At 34.5% G+C, this 14,657-nt stretch carries 15 protein-coding genes and 1 tRNA gene; 4 read left to right on the top strand and 12 right to left on the bottom strand.

Annotated elements, in window-relative coordinates:
• Positions 1-21: 21 nt before the first annotated feature.
• Positions 22-1,335, bottom strand: coding sequence for a DcaP family trimeric outer membrane transporter (locus tag HL290_RS06555; RefSeq protein ID WP_198495968.1), 1,314 nt, complete (start codon positions 1,333-1,335; stop codon positions 22-24).
• 344 nt (positions 1,336-1,679) lie between these two features.
• Between HL290_RS06555 and HL290_RS06550 the strand changes: the two genes are divergently transcribed.
• A complete protein-coding gene (locus tag HL290_RS06550) occupies positions 1,680-2,150 on the top strand; it encodes an Lrp/AsnC family transcriptional regulator (protein WP_004642558.1) in 471 nt (156 codons plus the stop codon).
• Between the two features lie 44 nt (positions 2,151-2,194).
• Here HL290_RS06550 and HL290_RS06545 read toward each other — a convergent pair whose 3' ends face one another.
• The 3 genes from HL290_RS06545 to HL290_RS06535 form a co-directional block, all read right to left on the bottom strand.
• The gene (locus tag HL290_RS06545) at positions 2,195-2,944 is read right to left on the bottom strand and encodes a YebC/PmpR family DNA-binding transcriptional regulator (RefSeq protein ID WP_045432830.1); all 750 of its coding nucleotides are present in this window, start codon (positions 2,942-2,944) and stop codon (positions 2,195-2,197) included.
• Positions 2,945-3,104: 160 nt separating this feature from the next.
• Positions 3,105-3,650: a 1-acyl-sn-glycerol-3-phosphate acyltransferase gene (locus HL290_RS06540; protein ID WP_198495967.1), complete on the bottom strand. Its 546-nt coding sequence runs from the start codon at positions 3,648-3,650 to the stop codon at positions 3,105-3,107.
• Between the two features lie 175 nt (positions 3,651-3,825).
• On the bottom strand, positions 3,826-4,398 hold the full coding sequence (locus HL290_RS06535; RefSeq protein WP_045125357.1) for a TetR/AcrR family transcriptional regulator: 573 nt from the start codon (positions 4,396-4,398) through the stop codon (positions 3,826-3,828).
• A 279-nt stretch (positions 4,399-4,677) separates the two neighbouring features.
• On the opposite strand from HL290_RS06535, the gene HL290_RS06530 reads away from it, so the two are divergent.
• Entirely contained in the window at positions 4,678-5,541 is an 864-nt protein-coding gene (locus HL290_RS06530) for an iron-containing redox enzyme family protein (RefSeq protein ID WP_198495966.1), read from the top strand.
• A gap of 161 nt (positions 5,542-5,702) precedes the next feature.
• Here HL290_RS06530 and HL290_RS06525 read toward each other — a convergent pair.
• Together HL290_RS06525 and HL290_RS06520 are read right to left on the bottom strand one after the other, a co-directional pair.
• A tRNA-Ile gene (locus HL290_RS06525) sits at positions 5,703-5,779 on the bottom strand.
• Positions 5,780-6,797: 1,018 nt separating this feature from the next.
• Positions 6,798-7,682: a LysR family transcriptional regulator gene (locus tag HL290_RS06520; protein ID WP_198495965.1), complete on the bottom strand. Its 885-nt coding sequence runs from the start codon at positions 7,680-7,682 to the stop codon at positions 6,798-6,800.
• An 89-nt stretch (positions 7,683-7,771) separates the two neighbouring features.
• Here HL290_RS06520 and HL290_RS06515 point away from each other — a divergent pair, with 89 nt between their 5' ends.
• The gene (locus tag HL290_RS06515; RefSeq protein ID WP_198078660.1) at positions 7,772-8,209 is read left to right on the top strand and encodes a PACE efflux transporter; all 438 of its coding nucleotides are present in this window, start codon (positions 7,772-7,774) and stop codon (positions 8,207-8,209) included.
• A gap of 58 nt (positions 8,210-8,267) precedes the next feature.
• Here the strand turns inward: HL290_RS06515 and HL290_RS06510 are convergent, their stop codons facing one another.
• From HL290_RS06510 to HL290_RS06500, 3 genes are all read right to left on the bottom strand, one after another.
• A complete protein-coding gene (locus HL290_RS06510) occupies positions 8,268-9,683 on the bottom strand; it encodes a purine-cytosine permease family protein (protein ID WP_198495964.1) in 1,416 nt (471 codons plus the stop codon).
• Between the two features lie 248 nt (positions 9,684-9,931).
• Positions 9,932-10,396, bottom strand: a complete 465-nt coding sequence (locus HL290_RS06505; protein WP_003651360.1) for a hypothetical protein — start codon at positions 10,394-10,396, stop codon at positions 9,932-9,934.
• Between the two features lie 254 nt (positions 10,397-10,650).
• Entirely contained in the window at positions 10,651-11,580 is a 930-nt protein-coding gene (locus HL290_RS06500) for a DMT family transporter (RefSeq protein WP_198495963.1), read from the bottom strand.
• 94 nt (positions 11,581-11,674) lie between these two features.
• On the opposite strand from HL290_RS06500, the gene HL290_RS06495 reads away from it, so the two are divergent.
• Positions 11,675-12,526 (top strand): LysR family transcriptional regulator, encoded by an 852-nt coding sequence (locus HL290_RS06495; RefSeq protein WP_198495962.1) that lies wholly within the window; start codon positions 11,675-11,677, stop codon positions 12,524-12,526.
• A gap of 91 nt (positions 12,527-12,617) precedes the next feature.
• Here the strand turns inward: HL290_RS06495 and HL290_RS06490 are convergent, their stop codons facing one another.
• From HL290_RS06490 to HL290_RS06480, 3 genes are all read right to left on the bottom strand, one after another.
• Positions 12,618-13,244, bottom strand: coding sequence for a sterol desaturase family protein (locus HL290_RS06490; RefSeq protein WP_198495961.1), 627 nt, complete (start codon positions 13,242-13,244; stop codon positions 12,618-12,620).
• Positions 13,245-13,341: 97 nt separating this feature from the next.
• Complete coding sequence (locus HL290_RS06485; RefSeq protein ID WP_198495960.1) at positions 13,342-14,346, bottom strand: AraC family transcriptional regulator; 1,005 nt, start codon at positions 14,344-14,346, stop codon at positions 13,342-13,344.
• Between the two features lie 84 nt (positions 14,347-14,430).
• A complete protein-coding gene (locus HL290_RS06480) occupies positions 14,431-14,610 on the bottom strand; it encodes a hypothetical protein (RefSeq protein ID WP_003651366.1) in 180 nt (59 codons plus the stop codon).
• Positions 14,611-14,657: the final 47 nt, after the last annotated feature.

Raw genomic sequence — 14,657 nt, 5'->3', positions numbered from 1 at the left:
CTCTTTTTTTACATCCAATTTTTAGAAACTATATTTTGCTAATAAATTAATACGAGAGTAATCACCCTTATCGCCTGCGAAAGTTTCTCGTTGGCCATAAGTATATTCTGCACCTAAATCAATACTTTTAACTGGATTCCAGATTAAATTGACCAAGGCATTATAAATTTCTTTGTTATAACTGGTACTGGTTAAATTGCTATCTGCGTAAACGCTATCATCTTTATATTGAATACCGCCTATTGCAAAAGTAGAGCGGAGGATAGGGCTCCATTTCCGTTGATAGCCAATAACGGCACTATCAAATTCACCTAAATTAATATCTTGTGTTGTTGTGTCATAGGCATAAGCAGAATTGCTATAAAGTAAATAGCGGCCATCTCCTTTAACGTGATAGTAATTAGCAACTAAGCTATCTTGAGGAGTTAAATCATATTTACCACCAACCCCAACACCCCAACCAAATTTTTCTTCAGAAGCGCTATCTTTTGGAGCTACACGGTTTTCATGGGCAAGACCATGTAACTGTAATAGGCCTTTATTATCTGCAGTTTTGAAATCATATCGTGCCGTTAAAGCAGGAAAGCGGCTTCCGCCGGCAGCATTACCAGCTTTTTCAACATCACCGCCTTCTAAGGCAACTAGTATTTTCTGTTGGGCATTAATTGGCTGAGTGTACCTAACCTGTACTGTACGCGTAGTACCTGTACCAATTGCTCCATTAAAATCTACTGTTTCTGGCGATGTATCGGTGTTCACAAAAGGTGAAGTAGTTTGACCAGCTAGCCATTTACCTAAAGACATATAAGCATGACGAACACGGAAGGTTCCATTGCCATTATCACCATTTCCACCCATGAAATCGGCTTCAATTTTGCCGTTCAAATCTCCGTATTGGGTAGGTCGAGTAATGTCTAGACCAATTCTTGAGGTTGCAGCAGATACATTTAGTGAGTCTTGTTTTGGATCATCTTTATTTAAAGGGTAGTTAGCGCCATTTGAAATGCTACCATTTGAACCTTTAAAGTCATAGGTTGCATCTGCGCGGACACTACCATAAAGCTTGACTTGGGTTTGGCCATCCGCCATTGCCATCCAACCTGGTTTTGATACAGGAGAGGTAGAAGCCGCAGGTGTTGCGGGAGGTGCTGGTGGAGCACTGACCGATAAAGCTGTTTTTTGTTGATCAGATAGTTTCTGAACAAGTTGTTTTAATTCCTTTACCTCATCACGTAACGCATTAACTTCAGCATCTGTAGCTGCATGCACAGGCATTGTCACGCTAATTACACCTAAAGAACTCATTGCTAGCACTAGTGTTTTGATCTTATTCACAGGCATTCCCCGACATGGATAAAAATTTTCCTGCAAATACATAACAATAATAATGCCAACTTTAAGAATTTAGAAAAATAGACAAATTTCTATTTTTATCATTGATTTATGTCAAAATAGAAGTGTAAATAAGACCTTTCATTGAAAAAAATAAATGAGAGCATGAAATTGATTCTCTAAAATGAGTCATGTGCTCTACTATTTGCACGGTTAAAATGCATAACTGCAATAAAATATGTAAAAGAAATAAATGTTTTAGCTATTTTTAAACCTTTGTATTTTTCAATGCGTCGGAGTTGTATAGGGTATACTGTCCTCATTGTAAATTCTGGCTGGAGATAGGAATGGAGTTAGATCGTTTTGATAAACAAATTCTAGAAATTTTGTCTCATGAAGACTTAAATTTGAATGAACTTTCAGAACGGATCAATCTGTCAGTCAGTTCTGTGCATCGCCGGATTAAACACCTGATTGAAGCCAACGTTATGGGGCAGCTCAAAAGGGAAATTAATTTTAGTAAACTCGGCTTTACCTTGCACATCTTATTGCAAGTTTCATTGAGTAAGCATGACACTGAAACATTTGACAAGTTTCTTTCTGAAATAGAAGCAATTCCAGAAGTGACCAATGCATTTCTAGTGACAGGGCAAAGTGCCGATTTTATTTTGGAACTTGTAGCACGCAACATGGATGACTACAGTGAAATTTTATTAAGACGTATTGGAAAAATTGACAATGTGGTTGCTTTGCATTCCAGTTTTGTTATTAAAAAATATAATGTTTTTAACTGCTATAACTTATTAAATAAACTATAAAAAAACGCACCCAATGGTGCGTTTTTTTAATTCAAATGTTTGATTTAGGCATCAAGTTGAGCCAAAACCTCATCTGTGAACTCAACGTTAGTATAAACGTTTTGCACATCATCGAGATCTTCAAACATATCAATCATTTTAAGAATTTGTTTTGCTTGGTCGACATCAGTAATTTCAGCTTTTGTTGATGGACTCATAACCACTTCTGCATTGTCAGATTTTAAACCAGCAGCAGTCAGAGCATCTTGAACTTCACCAAAAGTTTCTGGTGATGTGATTACCAAAATTTCATCTTCTGAAACTTCAATATCTTCAGCGCCAGCTTCTAAAGCAACTTCCATGATTTTGTCTTCTAAAGACACATCTTCAAAAGTAATTTCACCACGTTTAGTAAATAGATAAGCTACAGAACCCGCAGTTCCTAGGTTACCATTTGTTTTACTAAAACAGTGACGTACATCCGGTACTGTACGGTTTAAGTTATCTGTCATTGTTTCAACAAGAACAGCAACACCGCCAACACCATAACCTTCGTAAGTTACTTCTTTTAAATCATCATTATCTTCACCACCGGCACCACGTTGGATTGCACGGTTGATGGTGTCACGTGTCATATTAACTGAAAGAGCTTTTTCAACTACTGCACGCAGACGAGGGTTGCTAGCAGCATCTCCACCGCCAAGTCTGGCAGCAGTCACAATTTCACGAATATATTTAGTAAAAACTTTACCGCGACTTGCATCTTGTTTCGCTTTACGATGCTTAATATTGGCCCATTTAGAATGACCCGCCATGGACGTGAACTCCAAAAAAGAAAATGCAAAAGTGCTGGAATATTAGCATAGGCTTGGTTTTGTTGAAAACTGTTGCCCTGCGTTTTGTTAGCCAATTGAATAAGAATAATAAACTTAAGACCTAATGAGTAAGATTAGGCCGAATCAAGTCCAATTTGATTTAGTTAATTTTGACGTCTATGTCAAATTTCGCATATAGCTCTTTAATTGTTTCCAAATCTTTTTGTAAGTCTGTTGGGGAAATTTTTCCTAGGATTCCGCCTTGTTTGCTTCGGGCGTTGGCATACATGAGTACAATAGGAACATTAGCTGCTTTTGCAATATGCCAAAAACCTGTACGGATAGGTTTACGTTCAGAGCCATCTTTGGCACGAGTAGCTTCAGGAGCAATCACCAAGTTAAAAGTTTCATGATTTTGAAATTGTTCAACCATTTGAGAAACAATATCTTTACTCGCTTTGCGGTCAACGGGAATGCCACCAAGCTTTTCTAGAATTGGTTTAAGAGGACCCTTAAAAAGTTCTTTCTTTATTAAAGTATGAATCTTAATGTCTAAAATTTGGAAGAGAGCAATAGATAGCACTGCATCTAGATTTGATGTATGTTCAAAGCCAATAATAACTTGTTTTTTCTCAAGAATTTCGGGATCTACATTATAGGTCCAACCAGCAGCTTTAAAGATAGAGTTACCTAGAAATTTTTTCATAGATCAGTGCAAGGTGATAAATTTTCAGGATTCTAATATGAGTTTGTAAAAAAGCCTAGAAAAATTATGAAAGCTAAAGTGTGGCATCAAAAATGAAGATTATCTAAGCTGTAGAAGATTTAAAAAGTTCTTTTTATTTTTCTTTTAAATTTAATAAACTTAGATAATTTTAAAATTAAGAGACCTGCTGAGGTATCTCTTCATTAATTAAATATTCAATATATTGCCAAATTTTTTCAGAGTTAATAAGCGCTTTATCTGTTGTTCCATCAATAATCATCCCATCAATAATAGAAATAATGATGTGAGTAAGTGGAGTAGGGTTTTCTATCCCTAATTGAGTGAGCTGTTCTTGTAATAAATGAGTCAACCACTTCGTATATTCATAAAATGGTTCACGAATTGAAGTATATTGTTTAGATACTTCAATAAATGCTTTTTTAAATAAACATCCATTAAATGTTTCACTATTGATCCATTCAATATACCAATTAAAAATAATATGAATTTTCTCAAGCGGGTTAGCATCTTGACGTAAACTTAGTTGTTCATTAATTGAATTTTGAATATTTAAATTTCGATGTTGCAAACATTCCATAATTAAATTTTCTTTCGAAGGAAAATATTTATAAAATGTCATCTTTGCAACGTTAGATTCAGCAATAATACGGTCAACACCAGTAGCATTGTATCCAATCTGATTAAATAAATTTAAAGCAGTATTTATAATATCTTCTTTTTTTGACATTACTATTCCATATAGTTAGAACTAATTATAACTTAATCTAAAAAATTAAAATTTTAATATGAATTATCATAATAAAAAAAGGGATTAGATACAAGTTTATATTGTGATAATGATTATCATTACCTGGGTTTTTTTTGAAAATTTCTATTTGATTTCGTACGATTTTAATTCTAATATTGATTGATAAAGGAACATATTTAAATATCAATTTAAGTCATTGTTTTTATAATAAAATATGTAAAAATCGATCAGGCTTCAATAAGTTTAATGAGAGTGGATATGCCTAAGAAATTTGAGAATTTTAATAATCCTAGAAAGAAAGCACTCGCAGGGATGAAGCAAAGCATTTCAGCTGAACTATGGGAAAAAAATTCAGACTTTTTGTCCCGTTTAAGAGTAAAAATCGCTAACCATGCCGTGTCAAATCATCGAGCAATTGATATTTTAAATAACGGAAAAATTAATAAAGAAAATTTAAAAAAAATTCACTTAGAATATCGTCACGCAATTGTACAAACTTTTACTGATGCACTGCTCATGGCCCAATTTCAAACTAAACAATTAGAGCCAAGATTGCATGCTGGCGCAAAAATGTTTCCACGTTTTCTTTTAAGCCTAAATATTTTCGATGAGTTTGGATTTCGACCCGGTTTAGACAAAGATGGTTATTATCAGGGAAACCCAGAATATGCTCACTATCCTTTATTTGAAGATGTATTAAATGATTTCGGTATTACGGAAGAAGATCGTCTGACTTATCAACCAAGTGATATTGCAGATCAAGTTAGAGTATTTTTAGAAAATGCTTATCATGACTATAAAGCTGTTTCAGCCTTATTAGCAGTCGCGGAAGAAGAAGTCATCCTTTACAGTCCACCTTTACGTAAAGCAACTAAAGCCGTCGGTTTGGAGGTGGAGGGTGGTGGTTATTATCATGTACATGGTATTTCTGAGGATGAGAGTGCCGAAGCCGCGGATGATGATCATGAAGAAGACTTATGGTATGTCTTGATGCAAGCTTGTACAGAAGAAGATTATAACTATATTGAAAAGATATGCTTAGAGTATTGTGATTTATGGGGAAAGTTCTGGGATGTTCAATTAGAACATTCCGAACCTATGCGGAAACAAATCTTAGCTTAATAGATGAAGTACAAATATTCAGTGCACAAAGAAAATTTATTTTAAAAAAGCTGAAAAATTTGATAATTAAATTTTAAGTATTGTTTATAACGGTGAACCAAATTCTATTTGAATACATATTAAAAAACCCCATAAACTTTTAATTTATGAGGTTTGGTATTTGGTGGGCCCACCGTGACTTGAACACGGGACCAACGGATTATGAGTCCGCTGCTCTAACCAACTGAGCTATAGGCCCTATAAGCAAGAAAAGCTTTTAATCTCAAGGCTTTTCAGTGCGTGCAATACTAATCAATTTTTTAATTAAACACAAGTCATTTTCTAAAGTAGGCACATCGTAGCCCAAAAAATATTGTGTTGTTTTGGTTAAATATTACAAGCGATAGTGATTCTAGCGTATGAGTACTTCGCGAGTAAAGTGAACTAAGTTATTTATCGATCAATTAGAACTTATTCCAGCCAGAAACTTATAGTGGTAGAGGCTTAATTGTCTTTTCGATTCAAATTATTAATTCTTTTAAAATATATATTGTTTAAAATACAACCAAGTTGTGGGAGATTATTTGAATAATACTGACAAGATTAAGTTAGATCGGTTTACCGAAAAATAGTAGAGCACAAGCTGATTTGTGCATGTATGTATCGTATGCAATTTATAAATTTAGGATTAATTATTTTTAGAACCTATAAAGGACTTTTCCTTCAATTTTTGGAAGTTTGGATATAATCGAAAAATTACTTATAAAATATTGAGAGTCAAAGTTTTTAAAATAAATAATCTAATATATAGGATGAATAAAGCTTTAAAGATGAAAAACAAAAAGAGATGAATAAAAGTGAGCTTATTTTAAAATTAAGGGCTTTATCTCATTTTATTCAAAACATAGAACTTTTAAGTGGAAAAGTTAGAAATTTTTATCATTGAAATTTCTTTCTTTTCCTGATGTGTTTTCTATATAAAACTTAAAGTGTGATTGCTTTCACATGGAATACAAATGATTGTATTTTATTAATTTTATTCTTGACTAAAATGCTAGGTTTTAATAAAGTATAAATGTATTTTATCCAAAATAAAAAACTATTGCTTAGTCCTGAAATACAGTAAGAAGCCTGCTTTTTAAGTAGGCTTCTTGCTTTGTATAATATTGACGGAAATCGGGGCTGAACAATAGGGTAAATCTTTAAAGCAAGCATATTTAATTTGAAGTAAAACTATAAAAAGAGATCAGATGTACTCGGAATTAAAGTATAAAAAATTATAAATTTTCTTGAATAATTTGGATGAGTTCTCGAGCCGCTTTAGATAATGGGCGGTCTTGAAGCCAAATTAAATAAATGGATAGAGGTAAATGATTTTTGGTATTTTTAAAATTTAAAAGAACTAAATGACCTTGATCGATTTTTTCTTGTACTAATGATAAAGGGAAATTTCCCCAACCGAGTCCTGCTTCAACCATATTAATTGCTGTTTGTAGACTATTCGTTTTCCAGTACATTGCACCAATAATTGAACGAGAATCTGTCATTTCATGGTCACTACTCGCTACTACAATTTGCCTAATATTGATTAACTCTTCAATAGAAAACGGCTTTGTTTTTTCTTGTAGAAGACTATGACTAGACGAAATAGTGGCAACTACTGTTTCAGTCATTACCAATTGTAGATTTTCACGCATTTTTATATTTAGGTCTGAACCTGCTAAGCAAAGACTAATTTCTTCCTTATAAAGTAAATTGACGATGTCATCTTGAGGGGCAGTAATAACTTCTATATTAAGTAATGGGAATTTATCGGCTAATTTTTTTATTGAATAGAATAATAATTTGGTATTTACATCAGAGACAACACCAATACGTAATTTACTTTCAAGCCCTAAAGAAAGTTCATGGGCATGAGTACTAAATAGCCTAAGCTGTTCAGAAATAATGCGAGCCTGTGGTTCTAAAGCTAATGCTGTAGGGGTTGGAATGACCTTACGATGGGTTCGTTCAAATAAGATATAACCTAATTCGGCTTCCAAATTAGCAATGGCCATGCTGACTGCTGAGGGGACCCGATTTAGTTTACGAGCAGCCGCAGAGAAAGATCCCGTATCTAGTACGGTAATGAAGAGTTCAATATTTTCACTGTTAAAATTCATTTTGATATCAGTCAAACTGAAAGCTATTAACTTTATATATGATTTTAACTGAAATTAAAATATAAAGAATTAAGCAGAGTTCATTGATTATGCAAGGTGTAAAGCGTCGAATCGTATATGTTTCTTCTTATGAAGTGATTGGAATGATTATTTCATCAGTAGGGTTAGCTATTTTGGCAGGTGATAGTGTGGAACATACTGGGCCTCTATCTGTCATGATTACGACCATCGCTGTAACTTGGAATTTTATTTACAATGTTTTATATGAGAAGTGGGAAGCTAGGCAAAGCAGTAATATCCGTACAGTCAAACGTAGGGTTGGGCATGCAATTGGTTTTCAGCTTACCTTAGTTTTATTTTTGATTCCTCTTATTGCATGGTGGATGGATATTTCTCTAATCGCTGCTTTTTGGCTAGATGTAGCTTTTATTATCATTATTCCCATCTACACTTTTATCTTTAATTGGAGTTTTGATAAGTTGTTTGGGCTTCCTGCTTCAGCACAGGTTAAAGCATTACAAGAATAGCTTTTTATCAATTTCAATAAGATATCAAAGTCATACTTTGATATCTTATGTTTGGGCTTTACTTAACTTGTTCGAGAGGTAACTGTTTTACAAACTTTAGTTGAGCTTTTTTTGCGAAAATATAATAAATCAGTGCTGTAGAGATAAGTCCTACTAGCCATGATAAATCGATCCCTCCTAACATTGCAGCAATTTGCCCCGTATAGAATTTACTATCAATAAATGGCAGTTGAATCAAAATACCTAAAAAGTAGCAAGTAATACCAATTCGATTCCAGCGACCATACTTGCCATTTGGATCATAGAGTGCATCTACATCACATTCTTCTTTGGAGATAAAGTAGTAATCAACCAGATTAATTGCGCTCCATGGAATAAAAAAAGTAAGTAAAAACAAAATAAATGCTTTAAAAGCACTTAAGAAAGTGTGCTCGCCAATAATTGCTATAAAGGTCGAGATCACGACCATAGCAAGGACAATGAGCAATCTTGTTATTTTTGAGATTTGATTTGTCGATTTGAAACTGTTCCAAACCGTAGCAACACACATAAAACTGCCGTAAGCATTTAAGGTCGTCAGAGTAACTTTGCCAAAAGCAATACTAAAATATAAGAAGGTAACAACTAAGGCGATGGGGTTCATTCCAACCACATATTGAACCTCATTTCCAACAAAATTCCCGTTTGCAACTTGGGCAATCAAAACGCCTAAGCTCATAGAAATTTGTGAACCCACTAAAGAACCTAAGCCAACGGCCCAGAAAACGCGAGATGAAGACGTTTTAGTTGGAAGATAACGAGAGTAGTCTGCAACATAAGGTCCAAAAGAGATTTGCCAAGAAGCAGAAAGTGAAACTGCTAACAAAAATGAAGACCAACTAAAATGACGTACTGCTAAGAGTTCTGAGAAATCAGAAAGAGCTAAAATTTGAGTCAGAATAATAACAAAAGCAATCAAGCCAATAATACTAGCTACTTTGCCTACAACATGAATTAAACGATATCCAATCGTTGCAAATAAGATAATAAAGCAAGCATAAATTAAGATGCCAGTTGTATTGCTGACATGTGCTAGATGTGCAATAGCTTTACCCGCGAGTACCTCACCAGTTGCAGTAAACCCTAGATACATTAGACAAACGAGTATGATTGGAATACATGCACCATATACCCCAAATTGGACACGACTTGAAATCATTTGGGGAAGCCCAAGTTTTGGACCTTGAGCGGCGTGTAGAGCCATGACAGCAGCACCAAAACACTGTCCCACAAATAAACCAATAATCGACCAAAAAACATCCCCACCTAATACAACTGCTAGAGCACCCGTCACAATAGCCGTGATTTGTAAATTGGCACCAAACCAGAGGGTGAATTGAGCAAACACTCCGCCATGTCTTTCATTCTCTGGAATAAAATCAATGCTTCGGTTTTCAATAAAACTACTATTTGGTTTCTCAACCGATGAGTCCATTACACTTACTCCTTGTCCTTTAAGAGTCCACTCTATTTTTTATTAAGTCTGCATTTGTACAAACAAATACAAACATGTATATACAAGTAATTTTAAAAAGAATCAAATACTTTTTAAGGCTGTAGAACCTAAAAGTGGCTTAAATATTTCATAGATAAATAGAAAAATAATTAGACTGATATTATTTTTAATAGATTTAAATGATAGAAAAATAATATATAAAAAAGCCCTCTATTGAGGGCCTGACTTTATACATTAGTGTCTAAGATAGCTTGAAAAAAAGTTGGAAGTTCAGAAAATTGGACGAGTTGGGTTTTATCTTCTTGTTTATAATAATACTGATAGTTTGGAGCTTCTGAATGATTATCGAGATATTGAGTTGCATCGGTAAATTGTGCTTTTGCAACTGGTTTATCTTTTTTAAATTTCACAATAATAGGATTTACTGAATTTAATTTTACCGGAACACCATTCTCAAATTTAGCAGTTTCAATTAATAAAGAAATTTTAAAATTTCCGAATGTTACGCAACAATGGCCTCCATTTTCTGTTTTAATTTCTTGATCATGAAAAAGCTCTTTAAATAAATTCTTTAAAGATTCTCTATGCTTATCTAAAGCGATCTGAAAATCATGATCTTGTTGTCCAATTTTTTCTTGCTCTTCTTGCAGCAATTGGGCTTGCTTTTCAATGGTAGTGAAATCCAGCTTCATTTTAATATCTCCTTAGGTTGTTTTAAAACTATATATGGCAATCTTTTATTAAGTTTTAAAGAAACATATATTATTTGTTACAACGCAATAATTAAGATGAGCTTTTGTGATAAATAATTGAAAATGTAAAAATATATTTTTAAAAATAAAACTTATAAAATTAAAGAGTTTTTTAAGTAAATATTTTTTCTATTTTTTATTTGAAAATGCTGCTACATGATAAACATATGATTTTTAATGTAGCAGCATATTTCCTATTTTGTACAATGTTTTACTATAAGTGGCGTGCCTTTAATTTTAAAAAAACCTCCGCTACTCATTACACCAAACATCACTAAAGCTGTTCCTATTAATTGCCAGATATTGAGAGACTGTCCTGTAAGTAGAGCGATGAGCATACTAAATACAGGTACAAAGTTAAAAAAGACGGAAGCACGTCCGGCTCCTAACTTTTGTATGCCATTAAACCAGAATAGATAAGCAATCATTGTAGAGCAGATAATGACATAACCCATGGCCAGATGTGCATTTACAGGCGCAGAAGTGATGGCTGTAAGAGGATCTTCAAATATCATACTTAACACGCCAAGTGTTATTGCCCCGAACATCATAGAAAAAGTCGTTGTTTCTAAAGGCGTGGCATTTTTTACATAGCGGCGAGATAGAACATTTGCTAAGCAAAATCCAAAAGCCCCTAATAATATAAATAGATCTCCAATGTCTATTTTCAGGTGAAGTAAAGTTGTTATATGCCCCTGACTAATGACGAGTAATACACCACTTAAGCCGAATAAAACACCTAAAAATTTACTAGGGGTAAGTTTTTCACCGTCCAAAATAATTGTCATTAATAAGGTCATCAACGGTGTGGTTGCCATAATTAAAGCACCATTCACGGCAGATGTAGTCTGTAAGCCATAAAAACAACCTACGTTGAATCCTGCAATGCCGACAACCCCAATAATAAGATAGATAAATAAATTTTGACTTAAGGCTGCCCATCTTAGTTTTCCTGTTATTGAAAAGATCAGAAGTAAGCTTAGGCTTGCAATTGAAAACCGTTCAGATGCGGCAGATAGTGGAGGCATATGTTGAATAATATAAGACATTGCATTAAATGCCGATCCCCAAAAAAACATCGTTAATACAACACCAGCATAGGCATAAACCACCGTTCTGTTCATCGACAGGCTCCCACTAAGAAAGGTTTTATTCTGGGCAATTATATAAAGGTGTACAATTCCGTATTAATACACTTCTAATGTGAAAATTTGCACAATGATTGATTGGGAAAATTTACATTACTTTTCAGTTTTTACCGAAGAGAAGTCACTGTCAGCTGCCGCAAGAAAGTTGGGGGTAGACCATGCAACTGTATCCAGAAGAATTGCCCAGCTAGAACAAAACTTAAAACTTAAATTAGTGGATCGTAGACCACGCACATACATACTTACCCCGGATGGGGAACGTCTTGCACAAGTAGTTACTCGTATGATGGAAGAAACGTTTTCTATTGAACGTTTAACTCAGGCTGGTCAGCAAGAAGTGATGGGTAGTGTTTCTATTAGTATGCCTCCTTTAACGGCTGCGCATCTTATCATGCCTCATCTGGGAAGGTTTTATCGACATTATCCCCAATTAAAATTACGTGTACTCGGCGATGTTCATTATGTTTCTTTGCAGCATAGTGAGGCTGATATTGCTGTACGATTTGGACGTCCTAAAGATGAAAACTTAGTTGCTCGTAAAGTAGGCGAAATTCCTTTTGGAATATATGCTGCTCCAAATTATTTAGCTTCAACTGATTCTGAAAGTTATGAATGGATCAGCGTAGAGGTCGGGGGGGTACATGGTCAAAAACAGCAGAAGTTAAAAGAAAGATTAGGCAATAAAGAACCTGTAATGGTTACAAATCATCCTGAACTTCAGTGGAGAGCAGCATGTGGCGAAGCTGGGTTAGCTGTGTTACCTGATTTTTTAGGAACACTGAGTAACTTGGTCAGATTGCAAGATGATCATCCCATGAGTGCTGAAATCTGGTTGGTAACCCACGAAGATCTACGACATAGTCCTGCAATACGTGTAGTAATGGATTTTCTGGTGAGTTGTTTCGAGTCTTTTAGAACTTAAACTTGGTTAGTTAAATACTAACTCTTAGACGTCTGTTTAAAGAAGCTGCCATTTTTCCGCAGCTTCTTTTGAGTTTGGTTAGATCAATACGCTAGGTCAAACTAATTTCTATGCCTTCACATAAATTAGATTGATCTTGACGAGAGTTTAAATCAATTTTGGCAAAAGACTTAGCAAGTAAACGTCTAGCAGCTGAATTAATAGGTTTTTCTACCCATTTAGGTAATTTTATCCCTAAAGGATTAGTTTCAGTTTTAGATACTTCAGTAGTTACTCTTGTTCCCATAATATAGTCAAACCAAGGTCTGGTAACGCACCAATTAGCATTCTGATTACTTGTCATATGGTGATCATAATGCCAAGGAATACGTTTTTTTGCATATTCTGGGTCTAAATGAGACTTGGCATGCACACGCCAATAATTCCATAAACCATAATAGAGTCCAGCTGTAAAAAAAGGAGCTACAGGTAAAAAAATGGTAGCAGCACCTGCTAATCCAATTAAGGCTGTTTTTTCATTATAAATTTCAGCATTTTTAAGCATAGATTCGGCATAGCCTTCGTCATGGAAGCCATTTAAACGGGCACGTTTATGATGTGCAATATGGGTGAAAAATGGGCTATTACGATACTGGCTTGGAAACTCATGCAGCCAAACTTTATGAAAGTACCATTCCAAGCCATTTGCTACAAAAACACCTACAGGGAATCCAAGCATATTGGTCACTTCTTCTTAATTACAATTTAAAGCCATTATAAAAGAAGAACGTTTTATCCCTTTGACCTAATAGGCAGTAGAACAATTGCCTTTAGAATCAATTTGATTGTTTTTGTTTACGTTGTCGATAAGCACTTGGAGTTTCATTGGTCCATCGTTTGAATGCACGTGTGAACGCAGAGGGCTCTGAAAAACCGGTTAAATAAACAATTTGATCAATAGTTTCTTGTGTATTAGCAAGCAAACGTCTGGCAAGTTTTTCTCGATGTTGATTTAGAATCTTTTCATAATTTGTATTAATAGCTTGTAAATCAGCGCGAAGAGTACGAGGGTTGCGGTTTAATTGTTCTGCAATCAATTTTTGATCAAATTGCCCAGATTCAAGTAATCCATTACTAAGCAAACGTTCAATTGCATGAATGAGTTGGTGCTTTTCTAATGTTAATAGCTGTTGTTCCGCAAGAGTTTCATGGATTTTTAATAATTCTGGCTCAGCAGCTGGCGAGGTCTTGTTTAATAGTACACTAGGAAAAACTATAGCACCTTTTGTTTGGCCTAAAATGACAGGGCATTCCCACATCTCTTGATAAGTTTCAGCCGAGGCACCTTGTTGATAAGGTAGAGTAATATGACTAGGTCTGAACTCATTATTAGTAATATATTTAAAAAAATTAAGGAAAATACCAATCCCACATTCTAGATAATGTCTTACGGGATGCTCAAAACCCGATAATATTGCTTGATCTTCATTAATGGTTAAGGAAAGGCTAAATACATCTGTAAGTAGGGCTTGATATCTTATAGCGCGCTGCAATCCTTCACCAAATGTAGAGCTGCTCAAAAATAGATATTCAATGACCAAACCCCGGAAAGGCGGCATTTGCTTACCTATGTGTAAGCCAATATCAGGATCTTGGCTGATTTCTTCAGCAGCTGTCCAAAAACGATGTTGGGTAGAATTATCTCTACGAATATTTTTATCGGGTGGTTGATTAGGCAAATTTACACTTGCAAAAATAGATGCTGCATCTAAGCCCATCTTTTGCATAGTCTCGTAAGTCATCCATAAAAAAATTCCAGCGTCTGAAGAATTTTTAGACATAATTTGATGACTACCCTATAAACTACAGCGCATATTCAATCATGATTTTATTGCTGATCCTATATCTCAGAAACTTATATTAGTTTAATGATCAGGAAAGAAACCCGCATCTTCACGTGCTTGTTTTAAAGCTAAGATAAAAGAGGTTAATAAAAGCAAACCTATAAAAAAAAGAAAAAGATCGATGTTACTAATCGCAAAACCTATACTTGTAGCGCCTAGACTTAGTAATAAGATACATAATATTTTCCAAAAAATGAGCATGTTACGTTCTGATAAAAAGTCTAAAGATATTATTGGCAATTGAAGGA

The organism is Acinetobacter sp. AC1-2 (assembly GCF_016124155.1).
In the GTDB taxonomy this organism is placed as follows: Bacteria; Pseudomonadota; Gammaproteobacteria; order Pseudomonadales; family Moraxellaceae; genus Acinetobacter; species Acinetobacter calcoaceticus.
This window is presented reverse-complemented; position numbering and strand designations above follow the sequence as displayed.

What these genes read in the sequence shown, in the direction of transcription:
- HL290_RS06550 (WP_004642558.1), top strand. Translation starts at nt 1,680, where the DNA reads ATGGAGTTAGATCGTTTTGATAAACAAATTCTAGAAATTTTGTCTCAT.
- HL290_RS06545 (WP_045432830.1), bottom strand. Translation starts at nt 2,944, where the DNA reads ATGGCGGGTCATTCTAAATGGGCCAATATTAAGCATCGTAAAGCGAAA.
- HL290_RS06540 (WP_198495967.1), bottom strand. Translation starts at nt 3,650, where the DNA reads ATGAAAAAATTTCTAGGTAACTCTATCTTTAAAGCTGCTGGTTGGACC.
- HL290_RS06535 (WP_045125357.1), bottom strand. Translation starts at nt 4,398, where the DNA reads ATGTCAAAAAAAGAAGATATTATAAATACTGCTTTAAATTTATTTAAT.
- HL290_RS06530 (WP_198495966.1), top strand. Translation starts at nt 4,678, where the DNA reads ATGCCTAAGAAATTTGAGAATTTTAATAATCCTAGAAAGAAAGCACTC.
- HL290_RS06520 (WP_198495965.1), bottom strand. Translation starts at nt 7,682, where the DNA reads ATGAATTTTAACAGTGAAAATATTGAACTCTTCATTACCGTACTAGAT.
- HL290_RS06515 (WP_198078660.1), top strand. Translation starts at nt 7,772, where the DNA reads ATGCAAGGTGTAAAGCGTCGAATCGTATATGTTTCTTCTTATGAAGTG.
- HL290_RS06510 (WP_198495964.1), bottom strand. Translation starts at nt 9,683, where the DNA reads ATGGACTCATCGGTTGAGAAACCAAATAGTAGTTTTATTGAAAACCGA.
- HL290_RS06505 (WP_003651360.1), bottom strand. Translation starts at nt 10,396, where the DNA reads ATGAAGCTGGATTTCACTACCATTGAAAAGCAAGCCCAATTGCTGCAA.
- HL290_RS06500 (WP_198495963.1), bottom strand. Translation starts at nt 11,580, where the DNA reads ATGAACAGAACGGTGGTTTATGCCTATGCTGGTGTTGTATTAACGATG.
- HL290_RS06495 (WP_198495962.1), top strand. Translation starts at nt 11,675, where the DNA reads ATGATTGATTGGGAAAATTTACATTACTTTTCAGTTTTTACCGAAGAG.
- HL290_RS06490 (WP_198495961.1), bottom strand. Translation starts at nt 13,244, where the DNA reads ATGCTTGGATTCCCTGTAGGTGTTTTTGTAGCAAATGGCTTGGAATGG.
- HL290_RS06485 (WP_198495960.1), bottom strand. Translation starts at nt 14,346, where the DNA reads ATGTCTAAAAATTCTTCAGACGCTGGAATTTTTTTATGGATGACTTAC.
- HL290_RS06480 (WP_003651366.1), bottom strand. Translation starts at nt 14,610, where the DNA reads ATGCTCATTTTTTGGAAAATATTATGTATCTTATTACTAAGTCTAGGC.